This is a genomic window from Aeromonas sp. BIGb0405 (assembly GCF_024807335.1).
GTDB classification, from domain to species: Bacteria; Pseudomonadota; Gammaproteobacteria; order Enterobacterales; family Aeromonadaceae; genus Aeromonas; species Aeromonas rivuli.
In genome coordinates this window covers 150,146-174,022 of the sequence record NZ_JANUEP010000005.1, presented here as the reverse complement: position 1 = coordinate 174,022, position 23,877 = coordinate 150,146, and the positions used below count along the sequence as shown (strand labels likewise).

The window sequence follows — 23,877 nt, the reverse complement described above, 5'->3', positions numbered from 1 at the left end:
AGGCCAGCAGCCTCATCTTTTTTGCGGTGCAATGCGCTGCGCTTATTGCACCCTACGCGCTTCTTGGGCCTTCAAGAAGTCACTCGCCCCGGCTCTAAGGGCGGGCGAAACCCAGTCGAGGCCAGCGGCCTCGTGTCCTGCACGGCGACGCCGTGCCATTCCATTCCAACCCGCGGAACGGACGATTACGCCTGACGGCTAATCGACCCTACGATTGCACGGCAACGCCTAACGACCAATGTTCCTACGACAACATGCATCCAGAGGAGAGGCTGCATCAGGCGAGACAATTCGTGGAAATAAAAAGGGCGCCACTGTGGCGCCCTTTGTCATTGCGGGGAGCTTGATAGCCCCGTCTATCAACCGGTATTGCGCATACCGGCGGCGATACCGGCGATGGTGACCATCAGCGCCTGATCGATCTCCTCGTGCAGGGATCCCGGGTTGCTGCGCGAGCGGTTGAGCAGCTCGGCTTGCAACACGTTGAGGGGATCCGTGTAGGGGTTGCGCAGCTTGATGGACTCCTTGATCCAGGGTTGATCGTCGAGCAAGTCTCCCTGGGGACGCAGAGCCAGCACCAGTTCGGCGGCCGCTTCCAGTTCGGCGCGCAGCTGCTTGCCCAGCGGCCAGAGGCTTTCGGGTACCAGACGGGTGTCATAGTACTCCGCCAACCAGGTATCGGCCTTGAGGAACACCATCTCCAGCATCTCGAGGCGAGTGCGGAAGAAGGGCCATTGACGGCTCATCTCTTCCAGCACGGACTGGTGACCGCTGTCGATGGCTTGCTTCAGGCCCTCATGGGCACCGAGCCAGGCCGGCAGCATCAAGCGGTTCTGGGTCCAGGCGAAGATCCAGGGAATGGCGCGCAGGCTCTCGACGCCGCCATTGGGCTTGCGCTTGGCGGGGCGGGAACCGAGCGGCAGCTTGCCGAGCTCCATCTCGGGGGTGGCGGCGCGGAAGTAGGGCACGAAGTCCGGGTGGCCGCGCACTATGCTGCGGTAGTGTTCGCAGGAGGCCTCGGCCACCTGTTCAATCACGGTGCGCCAGCTCTCTTTGGGCTTGGGCGGCGGCAGCAGGTTGCCCTCCAGCACGGCGCTGGTGTAGAGGTTCAGGCTGTTGATGGCGACTTTCGGCAGGCCGAACTTGAAGCGGATCATCTCGCCCTGTTCGGTGACCCGCAGGCCGCCGCGCAGGGATCCTGGCGGTTGAGACAAGATAGCCTGATGGGCGGGGGCGCCACCGCGACCGACGGTACCGCCACGGCCATGGAACAGGGTGAGCCGTACCTTGTTGGTTTCGGCCAGGGCCACCAGGGATTCCATGGCGGCGTACTGGGCCCAACCGGCGGCCATCATGCCCGCATCTTTCGCAGAGTCCGAGTAGCCGATCATCACGTACTGGCGACCCTGGATGTAACCGCGATACCAGTCAACCGACAGCAGGCGATCCATCACCTGGGTGCCTGCCATCAGGTCTTCCTGGGTTTCGAACAGGGGGGCAACCGGCATGCGGAACTTGCAACCCGCTTCCTTGAGCAAGAGTTGCACCGCCAGTACGTCCGAGGGGGCACCGGCCATGGAGATGATGTAGATGCCGAAGGCGTCCGGATCATGGGCGGCGATCACCTTGCAGGTGTCGATGGTCTCCTTGGTCTCTGCGCTCGGCTCCCAGTCGACGGGCAGCAGGGGGCGGCGCGAGTTGAGTTCATTGAGCAGGAAGGCCTGCTTGTCGTCCTCGCTCCACTCGGCGTAGTCGCCCATGCCCAGATAACGGGTCAGTTCGGAGAAGACCTGACCGTGACGCTCGCCATCCTGACGGATATCGAGCTTGACCAGATGGATGCCGAAACAGGCCAGCTTGCGCAGCACGTCCAGCAGCATGCCGTCGGCGATGTTGCCCATGCCGCAGGCGTGCAGGGAGTGGTAGCAGAGCTCCAGGGGCTCGCGCAGCTGGGCCGTGGTCTTGACCAGATCCCGGCTCTCGCTCGCCTGATCCTGCACCTTGGCGGTGAGGAACTCCTGGGTCTCGCGCAACTGCTCACGCAGCTCACGGATCAGGGCACGGTAGGGTTCGGCGCTGTCGCCCACGCGCTCGCGCACGGCCTGGGTGCAGTCAGACATGGAGAGCTCAGAGGTGAGCTCCTTGATGTCTTTGTAGAACAGGCTCACCGCCATCCAGCGGCCCAGTTCCAGTACCTCGGCGGTCACCTTGGCGGTGACGAAGGGGTTGCCGTCACGGTCACCCCCCATCCAGGAGGTGAACTTGACCGGGGCGGCGTCCAGGGGCAGGCGCACCCCCAGGTGCTGCTGCAGCCGTTCGTCCAGGTTGCGCATGAATTCGGGGATGGCGGGCCAGAGGCTGTTTTCCACCACGGCGAAGCCCCATTTGGCTTCATCGACCGGGGTCGGACGCTGCACCCGGATCTCGTTGGTGTGCCAGGCCTGATTGACCAGCTGTTCGATGCGGCTCTGGATCTTGTCCCGCTCGCGGGGCAACAGATCGGAGAGCTCAAGGGCTTCCAGGCAGTCGTTGAGCTGCACATGCTTGTGGATCAGGGTACGACGGGTCACCTCGGTCGGGTGAGCGGTCAGCACCAGGTCGATATCCAGCTCGCGCACGGCCTGGATGATGGCTTCCTGGGAGAGGTTGGACGCCTTGAGCTTGGCGAACATCTCCTCCAGGGGATCCGGGGTACAAATATGCTCTTCGCAATGGCGGGAGATGGTGTGGAACTGTTCGGCCACGTTGGCCAGATTGAGGAATTGGCTGAAGGCGCGTGCCACGGGCAGCAACTCGTCGTCCGAGAGATTGCGCAGGATGTCGAGCAACCGCTCACGGTCTGCTTCATTACCCTTGCGAGAGGACTTGGCCAGTTGGCGAATGGTCTCGATCTTGTCGAGGAAGGCTTGGCCCTGATGGTCCTTGATGGATTTGCCCAGCAACTGGCCCAACATGCCTACGTTGGCGCGTAGTGCTGCGTAAGTATCGTTCATTCCACATCCTTATTTTTGTTGGTGCCCGGCCGCCGCTCCTCGGCATGGGGCTGCCCCACTTATTGTTGTGCGATTACAACATATGCTCCGTCATCTTAGGGGGACAATCTACCCAGATTGTCTGCGCAAGGTCAAATAACAAGCCAATTAAGAACATGTATTTTCGATAGTTCCCTGGCATGGCCGACTCCTTTCGTCCCCCTCGTTGTCATGTAACTTTCCTACATATCCGGTTGCGCCTCCCTGCGCTCGGTTGCACCTGTTGCGAATGAATCGCTAGCCGCATCAGCAAGGATGCCTGGCTGCCATGCACACTTTGCCATGGGTGCCGGTCAGGGCTAGACGCAGAAGCGGCGGACCAGATGTTGCAGCACCGCCTTGGTGGGCTCGACGAAGGAGAGATCCAGGTACTCGTCCGGCTGGTGTGCCTGGGCGATGTGACCAGGGCCCATCACTATGGTCTGACAGCCGAGCTGCTGGATGAAGGGCGCCTCGGTGCAGTAGTTGACCGATTCGGCGCGCTTGCCGCTCGCCAACTCGGCTTCGCGCACCAGCAAGGAGGCATCGTCGCAGGCGTAGGCAGGGATGGGTTCGTGCAGGTGTTGCAGGTGCAGGCAGCCCGGCTGGTGGATTTCGATGGGGGCGAGCGCCTCTTTGAGCAAGCCCAGCAGCTCGTCGGGACCGACCTGGGGAGTGGGGCGCATGTCGATGTGCAACTCGCAACAACCGCAGATGCGATTCGGGCTATCGCCCCCCTGGATGTACCCCAGATTCAGGGTAGGTTGCGGTACTTTGAAGCGGTGATCTGCATACTTATCCTTGAGGCTGCGTTGCAGCGCCAATACCTGACCCATGGCCTGATGCATGATCTCCATGGCGTTGATGCCGTTGGCGGGATCCGAGCTGTGACCGCTCTTGCCCGTGATGCGGATGGCTTCCGACATATGGCCCTTGTGGGCGACCACGGGCACCAGGCCGGTGGGTTCGCCTATCACCGCATAGTCGGGTTTGAGCTCGGCGGCCGCAGCGATGGCGCGAGCCCCTGCCATGGTGGTCTCCTCGTCGGCGGTGGCCAGGATGCGGAGGGGCTTGTTGAGGGTCTTGAGATCGATCTCCTTGAGCGCCTCGACGATAAAGGCGAAGAAGCCCTTCATGTCGATGGTGCCCAGACCATAGAGGCGATTGCCCTCTTCGGTCACCTTGAAGGGATCCTTGCGCCAAGCACCCTGGTCAAACGGCACCGTATCGGTATGGCCTGCCAGCAGCAGACCGCCTTCTCCCTGACCATAGGTGGCGACCAGATTGAACTTGCCGGGCAGCTCCGCCAGTGGCGTCACCTCACAGCGAAACCCGAGTTGGCCGAACCAGTCGGCCAGCAACCGGATCACTCCTTCGTTGCTCTGATCCCACTTGGGATCCGTGCTGCTGATAGAGGGTATTGCAATAATATTCTTATAAAGTGAAAAAAAATCCTGATTGGCCACTAGCTCCTCCTTGCACCCTCGGAAGGTTTCTGTTAGAAAATACAAATGCAAACTGAGTGAATGAATATTCTGTTCTTGCGCTCACCGATAAGGCTCTAGTTGTAAGGGAAAGTCAATGTTCTGTCACCTGATCTATCACCGACGACGCAACCCCGCCTGAATTGCCTCCGCATGAGCTGACCCGCTCGTTGCACCCTTGCTACGCAAGAATGGAGAGGCGATTCACGGCCTCTTAATCCTTATGCAGCATCATGCTGTGAACCCAGACCTCATATTTTGGAATTGATCAATGCTTAACACCGTTATCGTCGGTGCCAGTGGCTACGCGGGAGCAGAGCTGGCCGCCCTGGTGCAGAACCACCCTGACCTCAAGCTGTTCGGCCTCTATGTCTCCGCCGGCAGCCAGGATGCCCACAAGCGTTTCTCCTCTCTTCATCCCCAGTGGGTCGGCGAGCTGGATCAGCCGCTGCTGCCCCTGGATGAGGATGGCATGACCCGGATCCTGACCCAGGCCGATCTGGTGCTGCTGGCCACCGCCCACGAGGTGAGTGCCGAATTGGCGCCCAAGTTCCTGGCCAAGGGGCTGCCGGTATTCGATCTCTCCGGCGCCTTCCGGGTGCGGGATCAGCAGTTCTATCAGGATTACTACGGCTTCACCCACGCCAATGAACAGTGGCTCGCTCAGGCGGCCTACGGTCTGGCCGAGTGGAACAGCGACGCCATCGCCGCCGCCCAGCTCATTGCCGTACCCGGTTGCTACCCGACCGCCTCCCTCTGTGCCCTCAAGCCATTGCAGCAGGCGGGCCTCATCAAGGCGGATTGGCAACCCATCATCAATGCGGTGTCCGGTGTCTCCGGCGCGGGCCGCAAGGCATCGGTCAACACCAGCTTCTGCGAAGTGAGCCTGAGCCCTTATGGCACCTTCAGCCACAGGCATCAGCCGGAGATCAGCCATCACCTCGGCAAGGGCGTGCTGTTCCAGCCCCACCTTGGCAACTATGTGCGCGGCATCCTGGCCACCATCTATGTGCAACTGGCCGAAGGGGTGACCCCGGAGCAGGTGGACAGAGCCTACCTCGCCGCCTACGAAGGCAAGCCGCTGGTGCGTCTCACCGGCCAGATGCCTTCCATCCGTGGCGTGGCGAGCACCCCTTATTGCGATCTGGCCTGGCAGCAGCAGGGCAACATGCTGGTGGTGGTGTCCGCCATCGACAACCTGCTCAAGGGCGCGGCCTCCCAGGCCATCCAGTGCGTGAACATCAAATTTGGTTTTAAACCGGCCACCGGCCTGATTTAAGGAAGGATCGAGAAGATGGACAAACCGACATTAGTCATCAAATTGGGTGGGGCGCTGATCGAGAATGATGAGGCCCTGACCGCCCTGTTCGCGACCCTGAAGAGCTTCCTGGATGAGCAGCACAGGCCGCTGGTGCTGGTGCACGGCGGTGGCTGCCTGGTCGATGACCTGCTCAAAGGGCTGGGACTCACCTCCAGCAAGAAGAACGGCCTGCGGGTGACCCCCTTTGACCAGATCCCCTTTATCGCAGGCGCCCTGGCCGGTACCGCCAACAAGCAGATGATGGCCAAGGCCATCGCCTGTGGCATCCCGGCTGTGGGTCTGTGTCTGGCCGATGGCGGTCTGTGCCAGGTGGTGCAGCTGGACCCGGATCTCGGCGCGGTCGGCGACTGCTCACCGGGCAACCCGGCCCTGGTGCAAGGGATCCTCTCCCAGCAGTTCCTGCCGGTCATCAGCTCCATCGGCATCACCAGCGAGGGTCAGCTGATGAACGTCAATGCAGACCAGGCGGCCACCGCCATTGCCGAGGCGCTCGGCGCGGATCTGGTGATGCTGTCGGACGTGAGCGGCATCCTGGATGGCAAGGGCAAGCTGGTTCCCCAGCTGGACAAGGCCACCGCTCAGGATCTGATGGAGAAGGGTGTCATCACCGATGGCATGGCCGTCAAGGTGAAGGCCGCGTTGCACGCCGCCGAGACCCTGGGCCAGCCGGTCTGCGTCGCCAGCTGGCGCTACCCGGATCAGCTGCTCAAGCTGCTCGGCGGCGCCGCCATCGGCACCCAGGTTACCCTCTAAGCGCGACAAAAGGACGATTCGATGCAACACCTGCTCAAAGACAGCGACCTCGACAAGGCCCAGATCCTGGCCCTGATTGCCCTGGGCAAACAGGTCAAGGCAGACCCGAAAAAGTACCGTCAGGCCCTGGCGGGCAAGGCAGTGGTGACCCTGTTCGAGAAGCCATCCCTGCGCACCCGGGTCACCTTCGACATCGGCATCGCCAAGCTGGGTGGCCACAGCGTCTATCTGGATCAGCAGAACGGGGCGCTCGGCAAGCGCGAATCCGTGCAGGATTTCGCTGCCAACCTGTCCCGTTGGTGTGATGCCATCGTCGCCCGGGTATTCGATCATCAGACCCTGGTCGATCTGCAGAAGTACGCGACCGTGCCCGTGGTCAACAGCCTGTGCAACCTCTACCACCCTTGTCAGGGGCTGGCGGATTTCATGACCATCGCCGAGCACTATGACGACCTGTCCAAGGTCAAGCTCGCCTACCTCGGCGATGGCAACAACGTCAGTCACTCCCTGATGCTGCTGGGGGCGACGCTCGGCACGGACGTGACCCTGATCTGCCCGAAAGGCCATGGTCCCGATACCCAGATCTTCAAGCAGGCCGAGGCGCTGGCGGCTCAATCTGGCGCGCACATTCACATCAGTGACGACGTGGCCGACATCGAGGGCTTCGATGTTGTCTACACCGATACCTGGGTCTCCATGGGTGACAACACCCCAATGGAGCAGGTAAAAGAGATCTTCATGCCTTATCAGATCAACCAGGCCCTGCTCGACCGGACCGGCATCGCGCATGTGCTGCACTGCCAACCGGCCCATCGGGAGCTGGAGATCACCTCGGAAGTGATGGATGGCCCCGCCTCCCTCATTTTGGACGAGGCAGAAAATCGGATGCATATCCAGAACGCCATCTTGCTGACCCTGATGGGCCACAACTGAGCGACCGACCCTGTTTTTAATGTTTTCAAGATTGATCATGGAGAGAAGTAAATGAGCGGAATCAACAAGATAGTACTGGCTTACTCGGGCGGACTGGATACCTCGGCCATCATTCCCTGGCTCAAAGAGCACTACAACGCCGAGATCATCGCCTTCGTGGCCGATGTCGGTCAGGGTGAAGATGATCTGGAAGGGGTGGAAGAGAAGGCCCTGGCTTCCGGTGCCACCAAGTGCATCGTCTATGACCTGAAGGAAGAGTTCGTCAAGGAGTACGTCTATCCGACCCTGAAGACGGGCGCCATCTACGAAGGCACTTACCTGCTGGGCACCTCCATGGCCCGTCCGGTGATCGCCAAGGCCATGGTGGAAGTGGCCAAGGCCGAAGGGGCCGATGCCATCGCCCACGGTTGCACCGGCAAGGGCAACGATCAGGTGCGTTTCGAAGGGGCCGTGGCTTCCCTGGCACCCCAGCTCAAAGTGATCGCCCCCTGGCGCATCTGGGACATGCGTTCCCGGGAAGAGCTGCTTGCCTATCTGGAAGCGCGCAACATCCCTTGCAAGGCGACCCTGAAGAAGCTCTACAGCCGCGATGCCAACGCCTGGCACATCTCCACCGAGGGTGGCGAGCTGGAGAGCACCTGGAACGAGCCGTCCGACGCCGTCTGGCAGTGGACCGTCTCCCCGGAGCAGGCACCGAACGAGCCGGAATACGTCAAGCTGACCGTCAAGCAGGGTGAAATCGTCGCGGTCGATGACCAGGCCCTGAGCCCCTACCAGGTGCTGGTGACCCTGAACGAGCGCGCAGGCAAGCACGGCGTCGGTCGTATCGACATCACCGAGAACCGTCTTGTGGGCATGAAGTCCCGTGGTTGCTACGAGACCCCGGGCGGCACCGTCATGATGGCGGCCCTGCGTGCCATCGAAGAGCTGGTGCTGGACAAGCCGACCCGCTCCTGGCGTGAGAAGCTCGGCGCCGAGTTCTCCCATCTGGTCTATGACGGCCGCTGGTTTACCCCGCTGTGCAAGGCGGTACTGGCCTCTGCCAATGCCATCGCCGAGGATCTGGACGGTGAAGTGGTGCTGAAGATGTACAAGGGCCAGGTGAGCGCGACCCAGAAGCGTTCCGCCAACAGCCTCTACTCCGAAGATTTCGCCACCTTCGGCGCCGACGAGGTGTACGACCAGAGCCATGCCGAAGGCTTTATCCGCCTCTACACCCTGGCCAGCCGCATTCGTGCCCTGAAAGAGCAGAATCTGGCGGTGGGCGGCGACCATACCCACGGTTGATCGTCACCTTCATGACCAGATAAGCGAGGGGGCCTGGCCCCCTCATTTATCAAGACGCCGTGATGGCTAAGGGTCAGCCCTTAGCCATCGGGGTGGGAGAGTCGGCAGACCGACCCTCAAGCGTGACGAATGGGGCGCCAGCGCGCCCCTTTTTATGAGATAACCCTTCATCGAGATAACGAGCGGCGGGCGCAAGTGGCGCCACCGATAACAGATTCAAGGAGAGCAGTATGGCACTTTGGGGTGGACGCTTCAGTCAGGGGGCAGATAGCAGGTTCAAGCAGTTCAATGACTCCTTGCGCTTCGATTACCGCTTGGCGGAGCAGGATATTCAGGGCTCCATGGCCTGGGCCAAAGCGCTGGTCAAGGTGGGCGTGTTGACCGCCGATGAGCAGGGCAAACTGCAACAGGCGATGGAGGTGCTGCTCGCCTCGGTGCAGCAGGATCCCCAGCAGATCCTGAGTTCGGATGCCGAAGATATCCACTCCTGGGTCGAGAGCCAGCTCATCGCCGCCGTCGGCGATCTCGGCAAGAAGCTGCACACCGGCCGCTCGCGCAACGATCAGGTCGCCACCGACCTGAAACTCTGGTGCAAGGCCCAGGGCGAGCTGCTGCTCGGCTCCATCACTGCCCTGCAACAGGGGCTGGTTGATTCGGCGCGCGCCAACCAGGCTGCCGTGCTGCCCGGTTACACCCATTTGCAGCGGGCCCAGCCGGTCACCTTCGCCCACTGGGCGCTGGCCTATGTGGAGATGCTGGAGCGGGACCATTCCCGTCTGCAGGATGCCCTGAAACGGCTCGACACCAGTCCGCTCGGCTGCGGCGCCCTGGCGGGCACCGCCTATGCCATCGACCGTGAGGCGCTGGCGCTGGACATGGGCTTTAGCGGTGCGACCCGCAACAGCCTGGACTCGGTCTCCGACAGGGATCATGTGGTGGAGCTGATGCACGTGGCGTCCCTCTCCATGGCGCACCTGTCGCGCTTCGCCGAAGACCTGATCTTCTACAACACCGGCGAGGCGGGCTTCGTCGAGCTCTCCGATGCGGTCACCTCGGGCTCCTCCCTGATGCCCCAGAAGAAGAACCCGGACGCGCTGGAGCTCATCCGTGGCAAGACTGGCCGGGTGGTCGGCGCCCAGATGGGCATGCTGATGAGCCTCAAGGCGCTGCCGCTGGCCTACAACAAGGACATGCAGGAAGACAAGGAAGGGCTGTTCGACGCCCTCGACACCTGGCACGACTGCCTCGACATGGCGGCCCTGGTGCTGATCGATCTGAAAGTGAATGGCGAGCGCACCAAGGCGGCAGCCCAGGGCGGCTACGCCAACGCCACCGAACTGGCGGACTATCTGGTGGCCAAGGGGATTCCGTTCCGTGAAGCGCACCATATAGTCGGCGAAACTGTGGTCTACGCGATCCAGGTGAAGAAGCCGCTGGAAGAGCTCTCTTTGCCTGAGTTCCAGCGCTTCAGCCCTGTCGTAGGCGAAGATGTGTATCCGAACCTGGAGCTGGAGGCGACCCTGGCCAAGCGGGTCGCCAAAGGTGGCGTCGCCCGCGAGCTGGTGGATGCGGCCCTCACCGCCGCCGAGGCTTGGCTGGCCAAGCGCGCCGGTTAACCGAACCGCTGCGGTTTGATTCCAATGCGCACAAGACGGCAACCTCGGGGTTGCCGTTTTCTATTGTTCACCGGCGTGTCAGTCGGGCGCCGAACATGGACACTGATCCACGATCCTGCCTGGCCCACCGTGCCGATGTGGGAGAGGATAAGGTTTTTCGTCTGAATGGCATTCAGGCCTGTCATCATTCAAGGAGTTGTCATGTATCTACCCCCTCACTTCGAAGCCCCCAACAGCCAAGTGATCCACGAGCTGATGCAGGCCCATCCCTTGGCGGCTCTGGTGGTTCATGGCCCGGCAGGGCTGGATGCCAACCACCTGCCGTTCGAGTTCGATGCCGGGGAGGGGGAACATGGGATCCTGCGCGCCCATGTGGCGCGCAACAACCCGCTCTGGCAGGAGGTGAAGGAAGGGCAGGAGGTTCTGGTGATCTTCAGGGCCGCCGAGGGCTACATCTCCCCCAGCTGGTATCCGAGCAAGCAGGCACATCATCAGCAGGTGCCCACCTGGAACTATGCGGTGGTGCACGCCCATGGTCGCATTCGGGTGCGGGACGATGCCCGCTTCGTGCGCCGCCTGCTGGCGGGCCTGACCCGCACCCAGGAGGCTGCCGAGCCCGCTCCCTGGAAGATGGCGGACGCGCCGAGAGACTATATCGAAGCCATGGTACAGGCCGTGGTGGGCATAGAGATCGAGGTCAGCCAGCTGGTGGGCAAGTTCAAGCTGAGTCAGAACAAGGAGGAGGGCGACCGGCTGGGGGCCGTCGATGCTTTGCAGGCCAAGGGCCAGACGGCGCTGGCGGAGGCGATGCAAGAGTCACCACTCTCGCCGCGATAGCGATACATTCCGCTATGTGGATAGATAGCAAAACGGCAACCCATGGGTTGCCGTTGTTGATGGTGCGTCCGTTCAGAGCATCATTGGCCAAGCGGCTGGCGCCATAGCGTCCATTTCGAGACCAGCCATGGGGCTGGCTGCCTGGACTACAATACCTTGCGCATCAATGCATTGGGGATCATGACGCCGCGGCGGACGGGATACCTTCGCTCCTCCACATGAAAGCCATGCAGTGCGAAGAAGGGTTCCGCCGACTTGCTCACATCGGCTGTCAGTTCGTCGATACCCAATAACCTGGCCTCTTCATGAAGGCGCATCATCAAGCGGGTGCCGACCCCTTGTCGTGCATGAGAGCCAGCCACGAAAAAGTGGTCGATATAGCCATTGGGTTGAACGTCAGCATACCCGGCGATGTCACCATCAATGTCAGCGACAAAGGGGCGTAATGTCCTGATATGGTCAGCCCACAGCGTCTGGGAAATATCCTCGGGTGCCCATGCTTGAATCTGCTCCGCTGTGTACTCTGCCGATGCAACTTCATGCACTGCCGATAAAAAAACCTTAAATAACGCGGCTTCATCCCCGATGTTGAATCGTCGAATGTTCATTGTTTCCTCTCTGGATAACGGAGACTGGGTGCCCGGCTCAGAGATCTCTGAATGGCCGGCGCTTCTCTTCCTCGATGACGATGGCCTCCAGGTTGGCGATCCGCTCCCGCAGCTCGGCGATGAGCATGTCCTGCTTGCCGAGGCGATCCGTGATGCGGGCATCCCCCAGCTGGTAGCGGGCGCGCTTGCCGAGATAGCCGAACAGCATGCTGATCAGAACAATAAGGACGATGGCGGTCCACAGACTCATGTTTGCCTCCCTGGCAGCAGGACCCCGGTCGGGGTTAGTCCGGCCATTTTGACAGCCCCGCCCCGTCTTGCCCAGCGGGGGATCCCATCTTGGCTGATTTGTAAGAGTTTGGTTACAAAAAGCCTGCCAATTGCCTCGACCCTGGCGCGCCAGTGCTGGTAAGTTAGGCCGATCTTCGTAGCCAGATTGATAATGCCATGGACAGTAAAGTCATTCTCATCGTCGATGACAGCCAGGCGCTGACCGATACCCTCACCGAATATCTGGGCCGCGCCGGTTTCGAGGTACGCACCGCCTGTGATGGCGAGGCCATGTGGCAGCAGGTGCGCCAGGGCATGCCGGATCTGGTGATCCTGGACGTGATGCTGCCCGGGGATGACGGCTTCACCCTCTGCTCTCAGCTGCGCCGCCTCTCCAACGTGCCCATCATGATGCTGACCGCCGTGACCGAGGATGCCGATCGTATCGCCGGGCTCGAGATAGGGGCGGATGATTACCTCACCAAGAGTTTCAATCCCCGGGAGCTGCTGGCCCGGATCAAGGCGCTGCTGCGGCGCAGCCGTCTCACCCAGCAGGCGGCGACTGCCCGGCGCATCAGCTTCGGCCCCTGGACCCTGGACAGCGTGACCCGTCAGCTCTCCCGTGCGGGAGAGGCGCCGCGTCAGCTATCGGGGGCCGACTACACCCTGCTCGGCCTCTTCATTCGCCACCCCAATGAGCTGCTCAGCCGGGATCTCATCTCCCATGAGATCTGGGGGAGGGAGAGCGACCCGTTCGAGCGGGGCATAGACGTACAGGTCTCCCGGCTGCGCCAGGCCCTGGATGACAAGGATCGCACCCTGATCATGACGGTGCGCAACAAGGGCTACATGCTGGCGACCGAGACCGTCTATGAGGCCTAGCCGTGGCTGGGGGCCCCGCTCCCTGGCCAGCCGCACCAGCCTGTTCCTGCTGTGCGTCATCCTGGCCGCCGAGCTGTGCGCCGGTTATTTCTGGTATCGCCACAGCAATCAGGCTCAGGAGCAGGGCTTGATCAGCACTGTGCGCAGCATGGCCCTGAGCGCCTCCTCCACCATCGCCTTCTTTCGCAAGCTGCCCCAGGATTACCGCCATCTGGTGCTGGAGCAGCTGCGCAACATGGGGGGCACCCGCTTCTTCGTCTCCCTCAACAATCACCCGCTGCCGGTGACCCCCATCTCGGGTTCGTCCCGCCGCGAGCACATGGTGACCGAGGTGCGGCGCGTGCTGCAGCAGGAGCTGGGCAGCGAGGTGACCACCCGGGTCGAGTTTACCAATCGCGCCGATCTGCGGGTGTTCAACACCGAGCTCCCCATCGACGACTTGCCCCTGAACTGGGCCCACTACAGCCTGGCACTGGGGGAGCTCAATCCGCCCATTCTGGTGATACAGATCGCCGTGTCGCCCACCGCCTGGTTCTATCTGGCGGCTGCGCTGCCCGCCCCTTATGACAGCCTTGATCCCCGCTTCTTCACCCTGAATCAGCTCGGCTTCATGCTGGGCTCGGCGCTCATCATACTGATCGCCACCTGGTGGGTGGTGCGCAAGGAGATAAGGCCCATCCGCAACCTGGCGCGGGCCGCCACCCTGCTCGACAGCAAGCGGGAGGTGCCCGAGGTGCAGGAGGAGGGGAGCAGCGAGACCCGCGCCGCCATCCACGCCTTCAACAAGATGCAGCGGCGCATCAGCAGCCACCTGCATGAGCGTGATCTGCTGTTCAGCGCCATGTCCCATGATCTAAAAACCCCGCTGGCCTGCCTCAAGCTGCGTACCGAGATGCTGGATGATGCCGAGGTGCGGGACAAGTTCGCAGCCCATCTGGACGAGATGGAGCTGATGGTGAAGGGTGCCTTGCAGTGCATGAAAGAGACCCATATCCACGAGGAGATAGAGGCGCTGGATCTGATGGGCATGCTGCGCCGCTGTGGCGAGCTCCATAACCACGATGAGCTGAGGATGACGCTGCAAGGGCCCTCCAGCCTGATGCTGGTCGGCAAGCCGCTGGCCATCAAGCGCTGCCTGCAAAACATCATAGACAACGGCATCAAGTATGGAGAGCGCCTTTCGGTGCAGGTGGCGCGCCAGGGGGACAAGGTGAGGATCGCATTCAGTGACCAAGGGCCGGGCATCAGTCCGGCGCTGATGGAGCGGGTGTTTGATCCCTACTTCAGGGTGGCCTCGACCCGGGCCCTGCCCGGCAGCGGGCTCGGCCTCACCATAGCCCGCCACATCGCCCGCATCCACGGCGGCGACATTCATCTTCACAATCATCAACCCCATGGTTTGACCCTGGTACTGGAGCTCAACCTTGACTAATTCCCTGCGGGCCCTGCCCGGCAGCTCACCATCGCCCGCATCCACGGTGGCGACATTCATCTTCACAATCATCAACCCCATGGTCTGACCCTGGTACTGGAGCTCAACCTTGACTGATTCCCTGCGGGCCCTGCCCGGCAGCTCACCATCGCCCGCATCCACGGCGGCGACATTCATCTTCACAATCATCAACCCCATGGTCTGACCCTGGTACTGGAGCTCAATCTTGACTGATTCCCTGCGGGCCCTGCCCGGCAGCTCACCCTCGCCCGCATCCACGGCGGCGACATTCATCTTCACAATCATCAACCCCATGGTCTGACCCTGGTACTGGAGCTCAACCTTGACTAATTCCCTGCGGGCCCTGGCCTGGTTGCTGGCCCTGCCGCTCCATGACGCCCTGGCCGGCGAGGTGGAGATGTTGCACTGGTGGACTTCCCCGGGGGAGCAGGCTGCCTTCGCCGTGGTGACGACCCAGTTGCAAGGGGCCGGAGTGGAGCTCAAGAATGCCGCCATCCTTGGCGGCGGAGGCAACAGCGCCATGGATGTGCTGCAGGCCAGAGCCATCGCGGGCAATCCCCCGGCCCTGGCCCAGCTTGAGGGGCAGGCCATCGCCTCCTGGACCCTGCTCGGTTTCATCCAGCCCCAGGATGAGGTGGCAGTCGAACAGCACTGGGATCAGCAACTGCTGGGGGTCGCTCCCCAAGTAAACAAGATAAAGGGCCACTACATGGGGATACCGGTCAACGTGCATCGCCTCAACTGGATGTGGGTCAACCGCGCCCTGCTGGCCCGGCTCGACATTGCGCCGCCCACCGACTGGCCCGGCTTTCTCGATGCGCTGCGGGCCCTCAAGGCCAAGGGCATCAAACCGCTGGCGCTCGGCAACGACCCCTGGCAGGTGGCCCTGCTGTTCGAGAGCCTGGCGCTGGGGATGGGGGGCAAGGAGTATTACCAGAAGGCCTTCGTCGAGCTGGACCCGGTGGCGCTCGGCAGTGATACCAGTCGCCAGATCCTGGACCGCTTTCGCGAGTTGAGCGAGCTGGTGTTGCCGACCCTGAGCCAGCAGAGCTGGGATCAGGCCACCGCCGATCTTGCCGAGGGCAAGGCCGCCTTCCAGTTGATGGGGGACTGGGTTCTGGGAGATCTGCTGGCCCGAGGTGTGGCCGTGCCCGAGCAGATCCAGTGCCTGCCGGCACCTGGCACCCAGGGGCTCTATGTCTACAACATGGACAGCTTCGTGATGTTCAACGCCAACCTGCCCAAAGACCATCTCGGGATTGCCAGGGCGCTGGCCAGCCCGGATTTCCAGCTCGCCTTCAACCGCGCCAAGGGCTCGATCCCGGTGCGCCGGGATCTCTCCTTGGCCGATTTCAATCCCTGTGCCCAGTTGTCGCGCATCGACTACGACAGGGCCGAGGCCGCCGGCAATCTGATGCCGAGCGTGGCGGATTCCATGGCGTTGCATCCCCTCTATCAGAAGGCGGTCGAGAGCGAGCTCTATCGCTTCTTCAATCAGCCCGATCTCGACAGGGAGGGGGTGATCCGCCGCCTCGGCGCCGTGGCACGCACGGCCTCCGCCAAGGGGTGAACATGTCGGCTTTGTAACCGTTTCATTACAATCCGATAGCCTATTGATACTCGCGGGCCGCGCCGACCCGGTAACATCTTCCGGACAACCATCAAAAAGGAATTGAGCCATGTCCGGATCGTTTTTCTCCCAGGCGCAGCGGGTCGGCCGCAGTCTGATGCTACCCGTGGCGACCCTGCCCGCCGCCGGCCTGATGCTGGGCATAGGCAACTTTGGTGCCCAGGGGCACCTCTTCCTGCCGGAGTCCTTCTGGAGCGTGCTGATGGTGTCGGGGGACTGGATCTTCGGCAACATGCCGCTGCTGTTTCTGATCGGCATCGCCATCGGCCTTGCCCGCAACAATGACGGCACGGCCGCCCTGGCCGCCGTGGTGGGCTTCATCACCATGAACGCGGCCCTCGGCAAGACGGTGGTGTTGCGCGGCCTTGAGACCAACACAGAGGTGATGAGCATTCCCACCCTCAACATGGGGATCCTCGGCAGCATCTTGATGGGATCCCTGGCGGCCTATTTCTTCAACCGCTTCCACACCTTGAAGCTGCCCGAATACCTGGGCTTCTTCGCCGGCAAGCGCTTCGTGCCCATCATTACCGGCTTTAGCGGCATCTTCCTCGGGGTCATGCTTGGCTTCATCTGGCCCGTGGTTGGCTCCGCCATCTTCGAGTTCACCGCCTACCTGGGCACCTTGAACAAATCGATCACCTTCGGCATCTATGGTCTGGTCGAGCGCGCCCTGATCCCGACCGGTTTGCACCACATCTGGAACGCCTTCTTCTTCAACGAGCTGGGCAGCTGGACCAACCCGCAGACCGAGGAAGTGGTAACGGGGGAGCTGGTGCGCTTCTTCAAGGGGGATCCCAATGCCGGTGGTCTGGCCGGTGGCTACATGTACTCCATGTGGGCCCTGCCTGCCGCGGCCCTGGCCATCTATAGCTGCGCCAAGCCCGAGAAACGCAAGCTGGTGGGCGGCCTGATGCTGTCGGCGGCCTTCACCTCCTGGCTGACCGGGATCACCGAGCCGGTGGAGTTCGCCTTCCTGTTCGTGGCGCCGATGCTCTATGTGGTTCACACCCTGCTGACCGGGGTCGCCTTCGCACTGACCAACTACCTGGGTATAGTGCACAGCACCGACTTTGCCCATGGCGCACTGCAGTTCTTCCTCTACCTGAATCTGCCCCAGACCCACAACACCTGGTGGTTCCTGATCATCGGGCCGCTCTGGGCGCTGCTCTACTTCTTCCTGTTCCGCTTCTTCATCCTGAAGTTCAACCTCAAGACCCCGGGGCGGGAGAGCCAGCCGCTGCAGGCGGTGGACATCAAGGAGCAAGACGAGTTGGCGCTGGATCTGGTCGAGGCCATGGGGGGGGCGGCAAACATAGAGCACCTGGATGCCTGCATCACCCGGCTAAGGGTCACTCTGCATGACATCAAGCTGGCCGATATTGCCCGCATCAAGGCCCTTGGCGCCATCGACGTACTGGTGGTGGGCAACAACCTGCAGGCCATCTTCGGCACCCGATCCGACAACATCAAGACCGAGATGTCGGCGGCGCTGGCGGTGTAAGCGCCTCAGGATCAGAGTGATGTACGCCGGGGCCAGTGTGCTCGTCGCTCAGGCCATCTCAAGGCCGGGATGGCGGGGATTGGCGGTGTGATCCGCCCCATGGAAAGGTCTGAAAAAAAGAGAGGGCCCCACCGCTGGTGGGGCCCTCTCTTTTTGGTGCAAGTGATGGGTCAGGCTAGCCAGAAGGGGCGGCTGAGCCAGAGCCCGAGCAAGAACAACTGGCCCCAGACGATGGCCCAGAATCGGAGCCGGTAGCTCCCCTTCTGGGTCTTGTGGCGCAGCCAGTGGCGGGCCACCAGGGCGCCGGGCCAGCCGCCGAGCAGCTCCAGCAGGTGCAGGCGGGATTCCGGGATGCGCCAGCCGCCGCGCACCGCCTGGCGCTTGTCCCAGGCGTAGGCGGCCAGGGTCAGCAGGCTCATCAGCACTATCAGGCCAAGGGGCCACCAGAGGCCGCTCTGCACGCCAAGCCAGCTGGCCCAGCCAAGCGGGATCAGGGCCAGCCCCATCATGACAGCAGCGCCGGATCCCGGGGCTCGTCCGGGCTGAGGGTGCGGATCACCCGGGCCGGGTTGCCCACCGCCAGTGAGTCCGCTGGTATGTCGCGGGTCACCACGGCGCCTGCGCCTATGATGGAGCGCGGCCCTATGGTGACGCCGGGGCAGATGATGGCGCCGCCGCCAATCCAGCAGTCATCGCCGATGCGCACCGGCTTGTTGTAGGCGGTCCAGTTGCGGCGCTCCAGATAGTCCATGCTGTGGGTGGCGGTGTAGATCTGCACGTTGGGGGCCAGCAGCACATGGCTGCCGATGTGCACCTCGCCCACGTCCAGTATGGTGACGTTGAAGTTGAAGAAGGTCTTCTCCCCCAGATGGATGTTGCGGCCAAATTCGCAGATGAAGGGGGAGCTTATCCAGCAGGAGTCGGGGCAGTGGCCGAACAGCTCGGCGCACAGGCGCTGGCGCCCCTGGTGATCCCCCGCCGGTGTGGCGTTGAGTCTCGCCAGCAGGGCCTGGCCGCGAATGCGGTCGTTCGCTATCTCCTCGCTCTGGCTGTTCAGGGCGCCGCCCGCCAGTACCTTGTCCCAGTCGCTTGCCATGCTCACCTCCTCTCATGTGCCAAGAGGCGCCAGTATACGTGACGGGCAGTGCGGCGTCAGGGGATCCCTGATGACCAGGTCAGCCCAGCCAGAGCAGGGGCAGGATCAGCAGCACTGAGAGGAGGTAGGGCAGCATCACCCTCAGCCCCAGCCGGCGGCCGCCGATCACCAGGGCCAGCAGCCCCTTCACCAGGGAGTTGACCAGCCCGGCCAGCAGAATGGCCCGGGCCGCCACCTCCAGCGCCAGCTCCTTGTGGGCGAGCTGGGAGAGAGACAAGGTGATGGCGTCCACGTCCGTGATGCCGGAGACCAGCGCCAGCAGATAGACCCCGGAGTTGCCCACCTTGCTCTGCAGCAGTGTGGCCATGAAGCCGATCAGCGCCAGCAGCAGGCCGAACTTGATGGCGGTGGCGAGATCCAGCGGATTGCGGGTTTCGGGCTGCACCGGGTTGTCGGTCATTTCCTCGCGCTGGCGCCAGAACCAGAAGGCGAAGCCATAGACGATGGCCGCCAGCAGCAGCAGGGGGAGGGTCAGGCGCATGGCCAGCTCGTTGTGAATGAGCAGCACCAGCACCAGCAGTCGCAACCACATGGTGGCGCCCGCCAGCAGTATGCCGGTGGCCAGCAGCCGCTCCAGCCCGGGCTGCTCCTTGTTGAGGCGGGCAAACTGCAGGGTGAGGGCGGTGGAGGAGGCGAGCCCCGCCAGCATGCTGGTGAGCACCAGGCCGGCGCGGGTGCCGAGCAGGCGCACCGCGAAGTGGCCAGAGAAGGAGATGCCGGCGATCACCACCACCATCAGCCAGATCTTGAAGGGGTTGAAGGCGTTGAGGGGGCCCATCTCGACGTCGGGCAGCACCGGCAGCAGCACCAGAGAGATGAGCAGGAAGCGCAGGGTGGCGTGAAATTCCGTCTCGCTCAGAAACAGCATGCCCTGCTGGATCTGGCCCTTGAGCCCCATCAAGAGCGCCGCCAGCACGGCGCAGGCCACCGCCTCGCTCGGGCTTTGCAGCACAGACATCAGCCCCAGCAGGTAGGTGAGCACCATGGCCACCGAACTGGTGAGGCCAAATTCCCCCTGCCAGCGCTGGGCCAGCCAGACCGAGAGGCCGCAGCCAGCCGCCACAGCCAGCAGGCCGAGCAGGGCCAACCAGGATCCCAGGGTCGGCAGCAGCAGGGCGCAGACGCCGCCGAGCAGGCCGATGAGACCATAGGTCCGCATCCCGGCGATGCGCTGGTTGTCCCCCAGCTGGCGCACCTGCCAGCCGCGCTCCAGTCCTATGATGAGCCCTATGGCCAGTGACACCAGAGCGCCGTAGACGGGTTCCGCCTCGATCCACATGGGGTTCTCCTCCTGATCGTCTGACCCTCATGGCCGCTTGTGCCATCGCCCTGTGCTGAGGATGGCACAAGCTGATGCCGGGGCCTGGGCGCTGTCTCACAGAGTCCGGAGAGAGGGCGAGGGAGCGGACTTGATATGAGTAAATGAGATAAGCAAAGCGTAATTTCTTGGTTCTGGGCATAACAAATCATGGGCATGCTGAATACATCCCAGATAAAGGAGTATCGCCATGACATTAACCAAGACCGCCTTCACCCTCTTCTCTTTGCTGACCCTGAGTCAGGCCCAGGCCGCCGAGATCCGGCTGCTCAACGTCTCCTACGATCCGACCCGGGAGCTGTTCCATGAGTACAACGCCGCCTTCGCCAAGCAGTGGCTGGCCAAGACCGGGGACCAGGTGGTGGTGAGCCAGTCTCATGGCGGATCCGGCAAGCAGGCCCGCGCCGTGACGGAGGGGCTGGAGGCCGATGTGGTCTCCCTGGCCCTGGCCTACGACGTCAATGCCATTGCCAAGGAGGGGTTGATTGCCACCGACTGGCAGAGTCGGCTGGCCAATAACGCCGCGCCTTACACCTCCACCATCGTCTTCCTGGTGCGCAAGGGCAATCCCAAGCAGATCAAGGACTGGGACGATCTGGTTCGCCCCGATGTCGGCATAGTGACCCCCAATCCCAAGACCTCGGGAGGGGCGCGCTGGAACTACCTCGCCGCCTGGGGTTATGCCCTGAAGAGCACGGGGAGCGAGGAGGGGGCCAAGCAGTTCGTCGGCGAGCTGTTCAAGAACGTCAAGGTGCTCGATTCCGGTGCCCGGGGCGCCACCACCAGCTTCACGGAGCGGGGGCTGGGGGATGTGCTGCTCGCCTGGGAGAACGAGGCGCTGCTGGTGCTGGATCAGCCCGGTAACGGCGACAAGTTCGAGCTGGTGGTGCCGTCGGTCTCCATCCTGGCCGAACCGCCGGTGGCCGTGGTCGACAAGGTCGCCAGGAAACATGGCACAGAGGCGGTGGCCAAGGCGTATCTCGAGTACCTCTATTCCGACGAAGGGCAGCGCCTCATCGCCAAGTATCACTACCGCCCAAGCCAGCCGAAGGTTCAGCAGGAGACGGCGGCCCAGTTCCCCCAGTTGACCCTGTTCACCGTCAAGGAGCTGGAAGGGGATTGGGAGAAGGCGCAGAAGAGACACTTTGCCCAGGGCGGGCTGTTCGACCAGATCTACCAGCCGGGCCGCTGAGCAGCAGCCGCTGGTGCCTTGATACCCTGGGGCGAGCAAGCAGAGGAGCGACATGATGAACAAGATCCTACTGGTTCCCGGCCTGCACGACAGCGGCCCGGATCACTGGCAGAGCCGCTGGCATCACGACTTTCCCCACTGGCAACGCATGGTGGGGCTGCCCTGGGATAAACCGGATCTGACGGTGTGGAGTGCCAAGCTGGCGGGCAAGCTCAGGAGTCGGCGCGGCAAGGCCCATCTGGTGGCTCACTCCTTCGGCGCCCTGGCGGCTATCCGCGCCAGCCAGTTGCAACCGGACAAGGTCGCCTCGCTCTTCCTGGTCGCGCCCGCCGATCCCGCCTGCTTCGGGATTGCAGATGAGTTGCTGGCCGGGCCCCTCGGGGTCTGCGCCCAGCTGGTAGCGAGCCGCAGCGACCCCTGGATGAGCTTCGAGCGAGCAAAATATTGGCGTCAACAGTGGCAGCTTCCCCTCCATGATGCCGGTGAGGCGGGTCATCTCAATGCCCAATCCGGGCATGGGGAGTGGGCTTGCGGTCTGCAACTGCTCGGCGAGCTCTATCGCCGGGCCGAGCTGGTCGCCGACACGGTTTGAGAGCCGGGATCCCCCCTTTTGAAGGGCGTTGATCATGGTGGTGGTCGTTGCTATCGGCAGAGGAGAGATAAAGCGGTGGGCATGGATAGCCCGCTGGCAGGCGATTTTTGATAGTGCTTGGCAAGCTCCTTTCTGACCCGCATCTGGACGATGCGGGTCTTTTTTATGGACGGGGGTCGCTTAGCCAAAAAAGTGCTTAGCAAAGCCGTTATTGGCAGTTTGTTGTGGGGTCTGGAGTGCGCAGAATCGTCTTATCGAAAGCGACTTATAACAAACGGACTCGTTATGCGTTTTAGTTCTTACTCCGTCCTGCCCGGTCTGGGCACCACCCTGGGGTTCAGCCTGCTCTATCTGGGCCTACTGGTCCTCTTGCCCATCGCCGCGCTGCTGCTGTTTGCGGTCAACCATATGAGCGCCGCTGAGTTCTGGCAGGTGATCAGTTCCCCCCGGGTGCTCGCCTCCTTCAGATTGAGCTTCGTTGCCGCCTTGGTCGCGGCCCTGCTCAACACGCTCTTTGGCCTGATCCTGGCCTGGGTACTGGTGCGCTACCGCTTCCCGGGTCGCCGTCTGGTGGATGCCCTGATCGACCTGCCCTTCGCCATGCCGACGGCCGTCTCCGGCATCGCCCTGTGCGCCATCTTCGCGCCCAACGGCTGGATAGGCCAGCTCCTGGCCCCCCTCGATATCACCCTCGCCTACAACCCGGCCGGGGTGGTGATAGCCCTGACCTTCATTGGCCTGCCCTTCGTGGTGCGCACCCTGCAACCCGTGCTGCGCGAGGCCGAAGCAGAGCAGGAGGAGGCCGCGGCCAGTCTGGGGGCCGACCGCTGGCAGACCTTCCTGCGGGTGCTGCTGCCGACCCTGGTCCCGGCGCTGATCACCGGCTTTGCCCTGGCCTTTGCCCGTGGGGTCGGCGAATACGGCTCCGTCATCTTCATCGCCGGCAACCTGCCCATGGTCTCCGAGATAGCCCCCTTGATGATCATGAGTCACCTGGAGGAGTACGACTATGCAGGGGCCAGCGCCATCGCCCTGGTCATGCTGCTCATCTCTTTCGTCATGCTGTTGCTGATTAACCAGCTGCAAGCCTGGAGCTGGGCCCGCATAGGAGGAAGCCGAGCATGAACTCATCCGCCATCGCAGTGAATGCGACCACCCATGCCCCCATGGTCGCCGACCCGTCCCAGTCACCCACCCGGGATCCGCGCTGGGTCAAGTGGCTGCTCATAAGCCTGGGACTGGGCTGGTTCAGCGTCCTGCTGCTGTTGCCCCTGGCCACCATCTTTATCCAGGCGCTGCGCCCGGGGTTGGCCTTCTTCTGGCAGGCGATCAGTGATCCCGACGCCTTGAGCTCCTTGGGACTCACCGCGCTGGTGACCCTGTGCTCGGTGCCGCTCAATGTGCTGTTCGGCCTGGCTGCGGCCTGGGCCATCGCACGCTTTCGCTTCCCGGGGCGCCAGTGGCTCATCACCCTCATCGACTTGCCCTTCTCGGTGTCGCCGGTGATAGCGGGCCTGATGCTGGTGCTGCTGTTTGGCAGCCGGGGCTGGTTTGGCGACTGGCTGAGCGAACATGACATCAAGGTCATCTTCGCCACCCCCGGCATCATATTGGCGACCACCTTCATCACTGTGCCCTTCGTGGTGCGCGAGCTGTTGCCGCAGATGGAGGCGCGAGGCCCGGAAGAGGAGGAAGCCGCCATCATGCTGGGGGCAAGCGGCCTGCAGATGTTCTGGCGCGTCACCCTGCCGGGCATTCGCTGGAGCCTGATGTATGGCGTCCTGCTCTGTACCGCCCGGGCCGTGGGGGAGTTTGGCGCCGTCTCAGTGGTTTCGGGTCACATTCGCGGCCAGACCAACACCCTGCCGCTCCATATCGAGATCCTCTACAACGAGTATCAGACCGGTGCCGCCTTCGCGGTGGCCAGCCTGCTCGCCCTGTTTGGCATCTTCACCCTGGTGGGGGAAACCCTGCTGAACCGGCTGCGTAGCCGGACTCCATCATCCCATAGCGCGTCGTAAGAGGCCGTC

The 23,877-nt window shown here is 62.7% G+C and carries 21 protein-coding genes; 14 read left to right on the top strand and 7 right to left on the bottom strand.

From position 1 onward, the window contains the following. Positions 1 to 359: 359 nt before the first annotated feature. Complete coding sequence (gene ppc, locus M2366_RS13755) at positions 360 to 2,993, bottom strand: phosphoenolpyruvate carboxylase (protein ID WP_042044280.1); 2,634 nt, start codon at positions 2,991 to 2,993, stop codon at positions 360 to 362. A 338-nt stretch (positions 2,994 to 3,331) separates the two neighbouring features. Continuing rightward, positions 3,332 to 4,477 carry an acetylornithine deacetylase gene (argE, locus tag M2366_RS13750; protein ID WP_042044279.1) on the bottom strand — a complete coding sequence of 382 codons (1,146 nt, stop codon included), beginning with the start codon at positions 4,475 to 4,477 and terminating at the stop codon, positions 3,332 to 3,334. Positions 4,478 to 4,766: 289 nt separating this feature from the next. Here argE and argC point away from each other — a divergent pair, with 289 nt between their 5' ends. The 6 genes from argC (at position 4,767) to M2366_RS13720 (ending at position 11,242) form a co-directional block, all read left to right on the top strand. After that, complete coding sequence (gene argC / locus M2366_RS13745) at positions 4,767 to 5,774, top strand: N-acetyl-gamma-glutamyl-phosphate reductase (protein ID WP_259269976.1); 1,008 nt, start codon at positions 4,767 to 4,769, stop codon at positions 5,772 to 5,774. A gap of 15 nt (positions 5,775 to 5,789) precedes the next feature. Continuing rightward, positions 5,790 to 6,569 carry an acetylglutamate kinase gene (gene argB / locus M2366_RS13740; RefSeq protein WP_259269975.1) on the top strand — a complete coding sequence of 260 codons (780 nt, stop codon included), beginning with the start codon at positions 5,790 to 5,792 and terminating at the stop codon, positions 6,567 to 6,569. Between the two features lie 21 nt (positions 6,570 to 6,590). Beyond that, positions 6,591 to 7,502: an ornithine carbamoyltransferase gene (locus tag M2366_RS13735; RefSeq protein WP_042044276.1), complete on the top strand. Its 912-nt coding sequence runs from the start codon at positions 6,591 to 6,593 to the stop codon at positions 7,500 to 7,502. A gap of 51 nt (positions 7,503 to 7,553) precedes the next feature. Further along, positions 7,554 to 8,789: an argininosuccinate synthase gene (locus tag M2366_RS13730; RefSeq protein WP_042044275.1), complete on the top strand. Its 1,236-nt coding sequence runs from the start codon at positions 7,554 to 7,556 to the stop codon at positions 8,787 to 8,789. A gap of 230 nt (positions 8,790 to 9,019) precedes the next feature. Then, complete coding sequence (gene argH, locus M2366_RS13725) at positions 9,020 to 10,405, top strand: argininosuccinate lyase (protein WP_259269974.1); 1,386 nt, start codon at positions 9,020 to 9,022, stop codon at positions 10,403 to 10,405. Positions 10,406 to 10,606: 201 nt separating this feature from the next. Continuing rightward, entirely contained in the window at positions 10,607 to 11,242 is a 636-nt protein-coding gene (locus tag M2366_RS13720) for an FMN-binding negative transcriptional regulator (RefSeq protein WP_259269973.1), read from the top strand. Between the two features lie 146 nt (positions 11,243 to 11,388). Here the strand turns inward: M2366_RS13720 and M2366_RS13715 are convergent, their stop codons facing one another. Then, complete coding sequence (locus M2366_RS13715; protein ID WP_259269972.1) at positions 11,389 to 11,850, bottom strand: GNAT family N-acetyltransferase; 462 nt, start codon at positions 11,848 to 11,850, stop codon at positions 11,389 to 11,391. Between the two features lie 37 nt (positions 11,851 to 11,887). Beyond that, a complete protein-coding gene (locus M2366_RS13710) occupies positions 11,888 to 12,100 on the bottom strand; it encodes a hypothetical protein (protein ID WP_259269971.1) in 213 nt (70 codons plus the stop codon). Positions 12,101 to 12,297: 197 nt separating this feature from the next. Between M2366_RS13710 and M2366_RS13705 the strand changes: the two genes are divergently transcribed. The 4 genes from M2366_RS13705 (at position 12,298) to ptsG (ending at position 17,589) form a co-directional block, all read left to right on the top strand. Continuing rightward, positions 12,298 to 13,002, top strand: a complete 705-nt coding sequence (locus tag M2366_RS13705) for a response regulator (RefSeq protein ID WP_259269970.1) — start codon at positions 12,298 to 12,300, stop codon at positions 13,000 to 13,002. After that, on the top strand, positions 12,992 to 14,434 hold the full coding sequence (locus M2366_RS13700) for a HAMP domain-containing sensor histidine kinase (protein WP_042044268.1): 1,443 nt from the start codon (positions 12,992 to 12,994) through the stop codon (positions 14,432 to 14,434). The genes M2366_RS13705 and M2366_RS13700 overlap by 11 nt, the downstream gene beginning before the upstream one ends. A 343-nt stretch (positions 14,435 to 14,777) precedes the next feature. Then, entirely contained in the window at positions 14,778 to 16,025 is a 1,248-nt protein-coding gene (locus M2366_RS13695; RefSeq protein WP_052448277.1) for an ABC transporter substrate-binding protein, read from the top strand. A gap of 109 nt (positions 16,026 to 16,134) precedes the next feature. After that, positions 16,135 to 17,589, top strand: coding sequence for a glucose-specific PTS transporter subunit IIBC (gene ptsG, locus M2366_RS13690; RefSeq protein WP_259269969.1), 1,455 nt, complete (start codon positions 16,135 to 16,137; stop codon positions 17,587 to 17,589). Positions 17,590 to 17,759: 170 nt separating this feature from the next. On the opposite strand, the gene M2366_RS13685 is transcribed toward ptsG, so the two are convergent. The 3 genes from M2366_RS13685 to M2366_RS13675 form a co-directional block, all read right to left on the bottom strand. After that, a complete protein-coding gene (locus M2366_RS13685; RefSeq protein WP_042044266.1) occupies positions 17,760 to 18,098 on the bottom strand; it encodes a DUF1294 domain-containing protein in 339 nt (112 codons plus the stop codon). Further along, the gene (locus tag M2366_RS13680; RefSeq protein WP_259236966.1) at positions 18,095 to 18,685 is read right to left on the bottom strand and encodes a sugar O-acetyltransferase; all 591 of its coding nucleotides are present in this window, start codon (positions 18,683 to 18,685) and stop codon (positions 18,095 to 18,097) included. The genes M2366_RS13685 and M2366_RS13680 overlap by 4 nt, the downstream gene beginning before the upstream one ends. A gap of 79 nt (positions 18,686 to 18,764) precedes the next feature. Continuing rightward, the gene (locus tag M2366_RS13675; protein WP_259269968.1) at positions 18,765 to 20,024 is read right to left on the bottom strand and encodes an MgtC/SapB family protein; all 1,260 of its coding nucleotides are present in this window, start codon (positions 20,022 to 20,024) and stop codon (positions 18,765 to 18,767) included. A gap of 229 nt (positions 20,025 to 20,253) precedes the next feature. Here M2366_RS13675 and M2366_RS13670 point away from each other — a divergent pair, with 229 nt between their 5' ends. The 4 genes from M2366_RS13670 to cysW all read left to right on the top strand — a co-directional run bounded on the left by M2366_RS13670 (position 20,254) and on the right by cysW (position 23,868). Continuing rightward, positions 20,254 to 21,255, top strand: coding sequence for a sulfate ABC transporter substrate-binding protein (locus M2366_RS13670; protein ID WP_042044264.1), 1,002 nt, complete (start codon positions 20,254 to 20,256; stop codon positions 21,253 to 21,255). 55 nt (positions 21,256 to 21,310) lie between these two features. Next, the gene (locus M2366_RS13665) at positions 21,311 to 21,847 is read left to right on the top strand and encodes an alpha/beta hydrolase (RefSeq protein WP_259269967.1); all 537 of its coding nucleotides are present in this window, start codon (positions 21,311 to 21,313) and stop codon (positions 21,845 to 21,847) included. 285 nt (positions 21,848 to 22,132) lie between these two features. After that, positions 22,133 to 22,972, top strand: coding sequence for a sulfate ABC transporter permease subunit CysT (gene cysT / locus M2366_RS13660; RefSeq protein WP_042044262.1), 840 nt, complete (start codon positions 22,133 to 22,135; stop codon positions 22,970 to 22,972). Between the two features lie 41 nt (positions 22,973 to 23,013). Then, complete coding sequence (gene cysW, locus M2366_RS13655; RefSeq protein WP_310508875.1) at positions 23,014 to 23,868, top strand: sulfate ABC transporter permease subunit CysW; 855 nt, start codon at positions 23,014 to 23,016, stop codon at positions 23,866 to 23,868. The last annotated feature ends 9 nt before the right edge of the window (positions 23,869 to 23,877 follow it).